This is a genomic window from Kitasatospora sp. NPDC051705 (assembly GCF_044453265.1).
GTDB lineage: Bacteria > Actinomycetota > Actinomycetes > Streptomycetales > Streptomycetaceae > Kitasatospora.
Genome location: NZ_JBITCO010000037.1, coordinates 56,268 through 65,379, shown reverse-complemented (window position 1 = coordinate 65,379; position 9,112 = coordinate 56,268). Strand labels below are relative to the sequence as shown.

The window sequence follows — 9,112 nt, the reverse complement described above, 5'->3', positions numbered from 1 at the left end:
GTGGGCAGGAAACGGAGCATCGTCACCGACACACTCGGTCTCCTGCTCGCGGTGCTGGTCACGGCAGCGAGCGTGCAGGACTCCGTCGCCGGCGCCCGACTCCTCGACAAGGTCGCCGTCGAACACCCCGGCATCCGCAAGGCCTGGGTCGACGGCGGCTACCGCCCGCACCTCGTCGAGCACGCCGCCACCCTGGGCATCGACATGGAGATCACCGCCCGCAAGCCCGGCACCAGGGGATTCACCCCGATTCCGAAACGGTGGACGGTCGAGCGGACCTATGGCTGGCTCATGCTCCATCGCCGCCTCGCCCGCGACTACGAAGCCCTCCCTACCCGCTCCGAAGCCATGATTCACCTTGCCATGACCGACCTCATGGCCCGCCGCCTCACCAGCGAGAACACCATCTCCTGGCGTGACCCGACACCACAGACCAAACGGCTGATTCCGGGATGAAACATCTGACGAAAACGACCTCTAAGTGACAAGTCACCTCCCGATGACGCGTGAGGGTGCCCGCCGGCGGGCACCCTCACGCCGTCTGGAGGCCAGGGACAGCTTGGCTGACCACCATCTGCGGCGCTGAGCCCGGCGCCCTGGGGCCGGGTCAGTGGGAGGGGCGGATCTGGAGGGCGTTGATGCCCCAGTGGATCGACGGGTCCGAGGTGTGCACGGTGAACTGGAAGTCCCGGCCGGGACGGGCGGGGATCTCCACCGAGCCGACGCCGACGGAGTCCACCGGGCACTGCACCGTGAAGTCGGCCGGGGCCGCACCGCCGACGTGCACCTGGACCGAACCGCCGCCCTGGCAGCCGACGGTGACGGAGATCGGCAGCGTCTCGATCGCCGAGGCCGTCACCGCGCTGCCGTTCCCGACCCAGTCGGGGATCGAGAACATGGTGTCCTCGTCCGGGGTCGGCGGCAGGATCCGGCCCGTCCCCGCGTGACCGAAGGGCTCGTCCGAGGCCGGTGCCGGGTCGGCGGGCTGCGCCGATGCCGTCCCGGCGAACGCCAGCGCCACCCCCAGTGCCCCGGCCGCCGTGGTGAGCGTGCCCGTCTTCTTCGTCCGCTTCATCGTGGTCCCCCCTGCTGTGTTCAGGTGTCGTACCGGTGTTCGGCACACGAAGTTGATCGTAGAACGCGGCACTGTCACCGGGGCGACAGCGACGACGTGTGTTGCACCTGCCGTGTCACACCCGCTGTTCGGTCCGACGGCCGCCGCGCCTCCCGCCGCGGCGGCTCGGCCGTCCTGCCGTCGGTGGCCCGGTGGCCGGGTGTGTGTCGGTGGGGGCTTCTAGGGTGCGGTGTGGGTGGGGCGGGTACCGGAGTGTCCAGCACTGGAGACGGAACGGCAGACCTCCCGGTCTGCGCGGGGGTGGTTACGGCCCAACCGGCGTCCGGGGCGAAAGGGCCTGGGGACGGCTCGTCAGCACCGGCCCCACCCGTCGAGCCGGCGCCGAGTGCACGGGGCGTCGACCGTTCCCCGGGGCGGGGTCAGGAGCTGCTCTGCGACCTCGCCCGGTAGGTGCGCTTCTTGGCGAGGGCGCCGCAGGTCTTCATCGAGCACCAACGGCGGGCGCCCGCGCGGGAGGTGTCGACGAAGGGCGTGCCGCACGCGGGGTTCCCGCAGATGCGGACGCGGGTGCGGTAGTCCGAGCCGCAGAGTTCGATCAGGTCCCGCGCGACCATGGAGAGCACCGCCGCGACCGTGTCCCCGTGCCAGCGCACCGAGGCCGCGTCGGCGGAGAGTTCGGGCACGGACGTGGGCTCGGCGGCCGCGCTGTTGATCAGCGCGATGTCCTCGGGGGCGGGTGCGGCTTCGTCCGCCAGGGCCTGGCCGGTCCGCTGGATCGCCTCCCGCAGCCGTCTGGCGTGGCCCAGGTCGGCTTCGTCGCAGGCCGGCGCCACCGTGGTGCAGCCGCTCTCCACGCTCCAGCGGCCCAGGTCCTCCGGCCGGGCCAGCCGTTCGAAGGGCGTGTCCGTGCCGCGATCGGCCAGGGTGCCGGCGAGGGCGAAGCAGAGCCGCGCGTCGTCGAAGCGGAAGTCGGCCTTGGCGCGCTGGCGCCCTTCGTGTCGACCGCCCTCGTCATCCATGTCCACCACTTTATGTGGTTGACATTGCGTCGAGCAAACGCCTAGCTTTCGAGTCCACCGCTTCAACCGGTGGACATTGAGGGCCTCAGCGTCTTCCCCCGTCGCATCACGAGCCACAAGGAGGCCGCGTCCATGCGCGCCGCAGTCATCGAAGAACTCAGCAAGCCGCTGGTCGTCCGCGACGTGCCCGACCCCGTCTGCCCACCGGACGGCGCGATCCTGCGCGTCGGCGCCAACGGGATCTGCCGCACCGACTGGGCCCTGTGGGCCGGGAACTTCTGGACCGGCGGGCCGAGCGTCAAGCCCCCGTTCGTCCTCGGCCACGAGTTCGCCGGCACCGTCGTGGACGTCGGCCGGGACGTCCGGGACTGGCGGGAGGGCGACCGCGTCATCTTCCCGATGAACCCCGGCGAGGGCTCCTGCGAGATGTGCCGCAGCGGCCACCAGCAGGTGTGCGAGCACGTGGACTCGCTCGTCCCCGGGGTGTCCTACTGGGGCGCCTTCGCCGAGTACGTCATGGTCCGCTTCGCCGACGTCAACCTGGTCCGGGTACCGGAGTCCGTCGGCTTCACGGACGTCGCCGCCCTCGCCTGCCGCTACATGACCGCCTTCCACGGCGTCGTCGACCAGGCGAAGGTCCGCGGCGGGGAATGGGTCGCGGTGTACGGGGCCGGCGGCGGCATTGGCCTGTCCACGGTGGAGATCGCCGCGGCGACGGGTGCCAACGTCATCGCGATCGACATCACGGACGAGAAGCTGGAGGCCGCGCGGGCCCTGGGCGCGGTCCACACCGTCAACGCCGCCACGGACGACCCGGCCGAGGCGGTGAAGACCCTCACCGGGGGAGGAGCGCACGTCTCCGTCGACTCGGTGGGAATCGCCGAGGCCTGCCGCAACTCCGTCCTGTCCCTGCGCACGCGCGGCCGCCACCTCCAACTCGGGCACACCACCGCCGCGGAGAAGGGGGACGTCGCGCTGCCGATCGACGTGATGATGGTCAAGGAGCTGGAGTTCCTGAGCGCCTTCGGCATGCAGGGCCAGCGGTTCGGCACCATGCTGAACATGATCGCCGCCGGCCGCCTCGACCCCGGCCGGATCGTGACCCGCACCGTCGGCCTCCACGAGGCGAGCGGGGTGCTGGAGTCCCTGGAGACCTACGGGACGACCGGCGTGGTCGTCATCGACGAGTTCCGGGCCTGAGCCGACCCACCCGGCACAGCCCCCGCGGCACCCGCGATGGAAAGACACAAGAAAGTAGGCACGACCATGCCCGCCTCCCGTCTGCTGATGGACCGGGAACTGAGCCAGGCACTCGACGGCGTCCCCATGACGCCCAACGGCGCGTTCGACCTCACCGACATCCCCGCGACGCGCGCGGCGTTCCGCGCACAGGCCGAGTCGATCGCCGAACGCGAGCCCGACGACCCGTCGGTCACGACGGAGGAGCACCGCATCGGACGGGCGGACGGCCCCGACGTGCCGGTCCGCCTGCTGCGGCCCGCGACCGCGCAGGGGCCGCTGCCGGTGATGCTCTGGTTCCACGGCGGCGGTCAGGTGCTCGGCTTCGCCGCCCAGGACGACCCCTGGCTCAAGCGGGTGTGCTCACGGCTCGGCTGCGCCGTCGCCGTGGTCGACTACCGGCTCGCCCCGGAGACACCCGCCCCCGGCGCCGCCGAGGACGGCTTCACCGCCTACCGGTGGCTCGTCCGCGAGGCGCAGGCTCTGGGACTGGACGGTGCCCGGATCGGCATCGCGGGCCAGAGCGGTGGCGGAGGCATCGCGGCGGCCACCGCCCTGCTGGTCCGGGACCGCGGCGGCGCGGCACCGCTGTTCCAGTCGCTGACGTACCCGATGCTGGACGACCGCAACCTGACCGCGTCGAGCCACGAGATCACCGACATCGGCATCTGGGACCGCTCCACGAACATCCTGGCCTGGCAGGCGATCCTGGGGGACCGCACCGGAACCGACGACGTCTCCCCCTACGCGGCCCCCTCCCGCGCGCAGGACCTCGGCGCGCTGCCGCCGACCTTCATCGCGGTCGGCGAACTCGACTGCTTCCGGGACGAGGACCTCGACTACGCCGCCCGCCTGCGCGCCCACGGCGTCCCGGTCGAACTGCACCTCTACCCGGGCGCCTACCACGCCTTCGACCTGTTCGCCCCGCAGTCGCAGCTCGCGGCCGCCTTCCAGCAGACCTGGCTCAACTACCTCGCCCGCCGGTTCCGGGACACGTCCACCCCGTGACGTACGCCCACCGGCTCGCATGCCGGCGCAGGCCCCGACGACGTCGCTGCGGCGCGGGCGGTGCGGGCGGTGCGGGCGGCGTGGGCGGTGCGGGCGGTGTGCCGGTGGGTCAGCCGGCGAGGTAGGTGCGGGCGATCCGGGCGCGGTGGGGCGCGAGTTCGGCGTGGACGGCGGCGGACTCGGCAGCGTCGGCGGTGACCGCGGCCGGGACGGCGGGGCCGCGGTCGAGCAGGGCGATCCGCTGCTGGTCGTCGAGCACCTCCCAGAGCGGCAGGCCGACGGTGAGGACGGAGGTGCGGCGCAGGCCGACCACGGCCATGCTCGCGTTGAAGTCGTCGCCCACCACGATGACGTCGACCTTCCGGGCCCCGAGCTGCTCGGCGATCCGGTCCGCCAGCGCGTACAGGGCCGGTGCCTCGGCCCGGGTGAGCACCCCGGTGCCGCGCGGTGCCCGGCCGAGCCGGGGGCGCAGCAGGAACACGACGGCGAGGACGGCGGCGCCGACCCAGCGCAGCGGCGTGTTCCCGGTGACGAGCAGCCAGATCCCCGTGCCGGCGAGCGTGGCGGTGAGGAGGTGGACCAGGGTCGCGACGGCGGTCGCGGCGAGCCAGTCGCGGCGGCTGGTGTCGGCGCGGCCGGCCATGACGTCCTGGAACACCTGCTCGGTCCGCTCGGCGGCGGACCGTTCGCGGGCGGCCGTCCTGGCGTCCTTGGCCGCCTCCTCGGCGGCCTCCTGCTCGGTGACGACGTTCCATTCGCAGGCCGGGCACCAGGTGGTGAAGCGGGGGTCGGCGTCGATGGGCCGGGTGCAGTCCGGGCAGGTCTGCGGGCGCGCGGGGGCGACGGTGGGATTCGGCACGACGGGTGATCATGCCATGTGGCGCCGACACGACAAACCGGTATTCGGCACCCCGGACATCCGGCAGGACCGCCGTCGTCGTCATCACCGCGACGTCCGCCGGGCGAGGGGTCTTCGGCTCCGCCATCGCAGGCGTTGGTCCCGCTCGACCTCGTGCGCGTCAGTGCGGCAGCCAGTGCAGCTCGTGCGCCAGGGTCCTGGCGACGGCACGGACGCGGCGGTGCAGCGGCGACTGCTCGCGGGGGAGGACCAGGTGGATCGTCATGCCGGGCGCGCCCCGCAGCGGCCGCCAGGTGAGCCCGGCCGGCGATGTCGTGGCCGCGGTCTCTCCGGCCGGGGCGAGGGTGACCCCGTCGCGCAGGTCGCGCTGGGACATGTCGAAGGCGACTGCGGGCGTGTGGAACCGGGGGTGCGGCCGGGCGCCTCGGAACAGGGCGGACAGCTGATCGTGGATCACGGGGTTGGTCGCTCGGTCCGGGATGCGCAGCGGATACGCGGCCGCCTCGGCGATCTCGATCTCGGCGTGTTCGGCGAGCGGATGGTGCTGCGCCAGCTGGACCCCGATGCGCGCACGCCGCAGCAGGGACCGGCGCACGCCACGGCCCGGTTGTTCACCGCGGGTGATCCCGGCGTCGATGCGGCCGTCGGCGACCGCGGGGGAGATCTCCGGCGTCGCCATCGGGACCGCGTGGACCTCGAGTCCGCTGGTGCCGCGCATCAGCTGGTCCACCAGGGCCGGTGTCGTCTCGGCCCCGGTGCTGAGGCTGTATCCGATGCGCAGCGTGCCCAGTTCACCGGCCGCGGCGCTGCGGGCGGTGTCCCAGGCCCGGTCCAGCGCCGCCAGTGCGGTCGGTGCGGACTCCGCCAAGGCCGCGCCGGCCGTGGTCAGTTCGACGCTACGGGTGCTGCGCACCAGCAGGGCCGTGCCGAGGTCCGCCTCTAGCCGGCGGATCCGGGCGCTGAGCGCGGGCTGGGCGATGCCGATCCGTGCGGCCGCCCGGGTGAAGTTCAACTCCTGTGCCAGCACCAGGAAGTACCGCAGGCTCACGGTGTCCGGCGCCACGTGCCCTCCCCGGCCGATTGATAACGATCCGTTCTGAGTCTATCCCGCATCGGTCTTTCCCCCGGCCGCACATCGAGTCCTAACCTGCGGATACGGCGATTCCACCGACCGCGGTAGCCGTCGCGGGAATCGATCGAGCCGAGTGTCCATCCGACGTCGGACGTGTCCGACCGAACGCAGGAGTGTGTCCATGGCCAAGGGCTACTGGGTCAGTGTCTACCCCGCCGTTTCCGACCTCGAGGGGCTGGCCGTCTACGACGGACTGGCCGGTCCGGCCGTCCGGGCCGCGGGCGGGCGCGTCCTGTCCCGTGGTGCTCGCGTCGTCGCCCGCGAGGCCGGACTCACGCAACGCGTCGTCCTGGTCGAGTTCGACAGCCTTGAGCAGGCCGTCGCGGCGTACGAGAGCGAGGCGTACCAGAAGGCGCTGGCGGCCTTCCCCGAAGGCGTCGAGCGCGACTTCCGCATCACCGAAGGCGTCGACTGACCGGCGGAGCGGTTCGAACGCCCTGGCCGTGCGGCGCCGCCCGGTCCTCGGCGGCACGGGGCGGCCCCGGGGGTGGTGCTTCCGGCCCGCCCCGGGTGGCGGGGGAGGGGAGCCCTTGGCGAGCGGCCCCTTGGCCGTCCGATTGGCCCACGGGATCGGCGCCCGATTGGATACCCGCCGGGGGCATGCCTGCTGCCTAGTCTCGGAGCACACGCTGCGTCGCCGGTGCGGCGCGCGCCAACGGGAGGAAACAGCATGCGCAGGACCATTACCAGACTGGCCGTCAGATCGCCGTCACCTCATGCCGATTCGCGATCGATGCCGCCCGGCCGGAGGTGTCAGTGACCACGGTCGACCTGTCCGTCGGAGTCGGGCACGCCGTCCCCGGGGAGCCGGTAACCCAGAGGGCCGCGGCCCGGAGCCGGCCCGCTGTCCGCAGCGGCCGGGCCAAGGCCCTTCGGCGGAGCCGCGGTTGCGGTTGCCCCACCGGGGCCGCGGCGGCCTCGGGCCCCTGCCGGATCGCGTCCCACACCGCGGCCGGGCGGCGGGGGGCGGACCGGGGTCACCGGGTGGGGCGGGGCGGGGGTGCTCGTCCTCGTGGGCTCCGGGCATCGTTGCGGACGGCGGATCACCCGCTCCCGGCACGCTCGCCGAGGCGAGTCCGACCGCGACCTCCGGCACCGCGTCCGCAGCGGCGGACGTTCCCCGTGTTGGTCCTGGGGCGACGGGCAACGAGGCCACCTGCCAGAGGCATTCGGCCCCGCGCCGGGATCCGATCAGTCCAGCTGCCCGTGTCGGGTACGGGCGTCGGCACCGCGGACGGCGTGGCCCCGCCGTCGACGCACGGTGTCGCCGGCCCGGACAGCCGGGTCTCGATGACGTGGAACGGCGAAGCACGCAACTACGTCCTCACCGTTCCGGACTGGGCCGTCGCGCAGGCCCTGGAGCCACGCACGGGAAGGCCGTCCACCGCCTCGGGGCGCTTCGACCCGGTACTCGACGAGCAGGACCCGCTGGTCAGCGCCTGGATCGAACTCGTCCGGGGATTCGACGAGTTCCTCGCCTCGCCGTCGAGCCGCCACTCTCCGCGGGGAGCGCGGCACCGCGAGCAGCGGAACCTCGAACAGCGGCACCTCGAACAGCTCCCGACCGACGGCCTGCCGGACGCCCGACGCCACTCCCGGAGCGGCACCCCGACGGGCAGCGGCCCGGCCGTCCTGCCACCCGCCGTACGCCGGGCCAAGGCGTTCTGCGAGGAGCACGTGCACGAGTCCGTCTCGGTGGCGGACATCGCCCTCGCCGCGCGCACCAGTCTGCCGAACCTGAGGCAGGGGTTCCGGGCCCACCTGAACACCACGCCCCGGGCGTACCTGCGCCGGCTGCGCCTCGACCACACCCACCGCGACCTCCTCGCCATCGCCGACGGCCGGGCGCAGGGCACGGTGACCGACGTGGCCTGCCGCTGGGGCTTCACCCACCTCGGCCGCTTCAGCGCGGAGTACCGCAAGTCCTTCGGACAGCCGCCGTCCGAGACGCTGCGCCGAAGCCGTCGAGAGACCCAGCGGCCGGGCGCCTAGCGACCCAGCGTCCGGGCGCCTAGCGACCGAACGGCCGAACGGCCGCGCAGCCGCCCGCCCGGATGCGTGAAGAGCTTCCGCGCCGCTCCGCCATCCGCAGGTCCGCCCTGCTCCGCTATCCGAAATGCGGGAACTCCCGCCGCCACGAAAGCGGATAGCGGCGTGATCACGATCCGGAGAGGCTCTTCCCCGGAACGCGGCCGGAAGCAGTCCACCGGCCGTCGGCACCACCGCACGAAATCCGAGCCAACGTCCACAGCACCCTCGAAGGGACACCTCCGTGACCATCAAGTCGCGCATCGCCAAGGCCGCCGCCGCGACCGCCGTCGCCGGCGCCGCCCTCTTCACCCTGGTCGGCACCGCCCCCGCCGCCCAGGCCGCACCGTCCGGCTGCAACGCAGGCGGCCTCTGCGTGTACTGGAACGCCAACTACGGCGGCGGCGTCCAGACCGTCTACCAGGACAACAACGACCTCAGCCAGTACACCAACTTCGCCCACAGCCAGGGCGGTTCGGCGTTCAACAACGGCAACAGCTGCAACGTCGTCGTCTACGCGGACAAGAACGCCCAGGGCCAGGGCTGGATCCTCTACCGCGGCCAGGGCTGGACCCTGATCGGGGACAACCTGCCCACGATCTACTCCAACCGCTGGTGCACGGTCTGATCCAGCGATGAAGACCAGGACCACCCTCGCCCTCGCGGCGGTCCTCCTGGGCCTCGGTGCCGCCGGATGCTCCACATCCGGCGGCACCACCCCCCCCCGGGCCCCGCCCCGGCCCATCGGCGGC

10 protein-coding genes are annotated in these 9,112 nt (G+C 72.9%); 6 read left to right on the top strand and 4 right to left on the bottom strand.

The window, feature by feature from the left end; all coding sequences use genetic code 11:
- A partial coding sequence (locus tag ACIA8Q_RS31130) for a transposase (RefSeq protein ID WP_396318088.1) occupies nucleotides 1-456 on the top strand: 456 nt, incomplete at its 5' end.
- Between the two features lie 151 nt (nucleotides 457-607).
- Here the strand turns inward: ACIA8Q_RS31130 and ACIA8Q_RS31125 are convergent.
- Nucleotides 608-1,075: a hypothetical protein gene (locus tag ACIA8Q_RS31125; protein ID WP_360215362.1), complete on the bottom strand. Its 468-nt coding sequence runs from the start codon at nucleotides 1,073-1,075 to the stop codon at nucleotides 608-610.
- Between the two features lie 419 nt (nucleotides 1,076-1,494).
- A complete protein-coding gene (locus ACIA8Q_RS31120) occupies nucleotides 1,495-2,094 on the bottom strand; it encodes an ABATE domain-containing protein (RefSeq protein WP_360215365.1) in 600 nt (199 codons plus the stop codon).
- Between the two features lie 132 nt (nucleotides 2,095-2,226).
- On the opposite strand from ACIA8Q_RS31120, the gene ACIA8Q_RS31115 reads away from it, so the two are divergent.
- A complete protein-coding gene (locus tag ACIA8Q_RS31115) occupies nucleotides 2,227-3,294 on the top strand; it encodes an alcohol dehydrogenase catalytic domain-containing protein (protein ID WP_396318087.1) in 1,068 nt (355 codons plus the stop codon).
- Between the two features lie 66 nt (nucleotides 3,295-3,360).
- Nucleotides 3,361-4,341 carry an alpha/beta hydrolase gene (locus ACIA8Q_RS31110; RefSeq protein WP_360215371.1) on the top strand — a complete coding sequence of 327 codons (981 nt, stop codon included), beginning with the start codon at nucleotides 3,361-3,363 and terminating at the stop codon, nucleotides 4,339-4,341.
- Nucleotides 4,342-4,450: 109 nt separating this feature from the next.
- Here ACIA8Q_RS31110 and ACIA8Q_RS31105 read toward each other — a convergent pair whose 3' ends face one another.
- Complete coding sequence (locus tag ACIA8Q_RS31105) at nucleotides 4,451-5,200, bottom strand: M48 family metallopeptidase (RefSeq protein ID WP_396318086.1); 750 nt, start codon at nucleotides 5,198-5,200, stop codon at nucleotides 4,451-4,453.
- A gap of 160 nt (nucleotides 5,201-5,360) precedes the next feature.
- Nucleotides 5,361-6,263, bottom strand: coding sequence for a LysR family transcriptional regulator (locus ACIA8Q_RS31100; protein WP_396318085.1), 903 nt, complete (start codon nucleotides 6,261-6,263; stop codon nucleotides 5,361-5,363).
- 190 nt (nucleotides 6,264-6,453) lie between these two features.
- On the opposite strand from ACIA8Q_RS31100, the gene ACIA8Q_RS31095 reads away from it, so the two are divergent.
- The 3 genes from ACIA8Q_RS31095 to ACIA8Q_RS31085 all read left to right on the top strand — a co-directional run bounded on the left by ACIA8Q_RS31095 (nucleotide 6,454) and on the right by ACIA8Q_RS31085 (nucleotide 8,988).
- Nucleotides 6,454-6,747, top strand: a complete 294-nt coding sequence (locus tag ACIA8Q_RS31095; protein ID WP_360215380.1) for a DUF1330 domain-containing protein — start codon at nucleotides 6,454-6,456, stop codon at nucleotides 6,745-6,747.
- A 791-nt stretch (nucleotides 6,748-7,538) separates the two neighbouring features.
- Nucleotides 7,539-8,324, top strand: coding sequence for a helix-turn-helix transcriptional regulator (locus ACIA8Q_RS31090; RefSeq protein WP_396318084.1), 786 nt, complete (start codon nucleotides 7,539-7,541; stop codon nucleotides 8,322-8,324).
- 280 nt (nucleotides 8,325-8,604) lie between these two features.
- Entirely contained in the window at nucleotides 8,605-8,988 is a 384-nt protein-coding gene (locus tag ACIA8Q_RS31085; protein ID WP_360215386.1) for a peptidase inhibitor family I36 protein, read from the top strand.
- The last annotated feature ends 124 nt before the right edge of the window (nucleotides 8,989-9,112 follow it).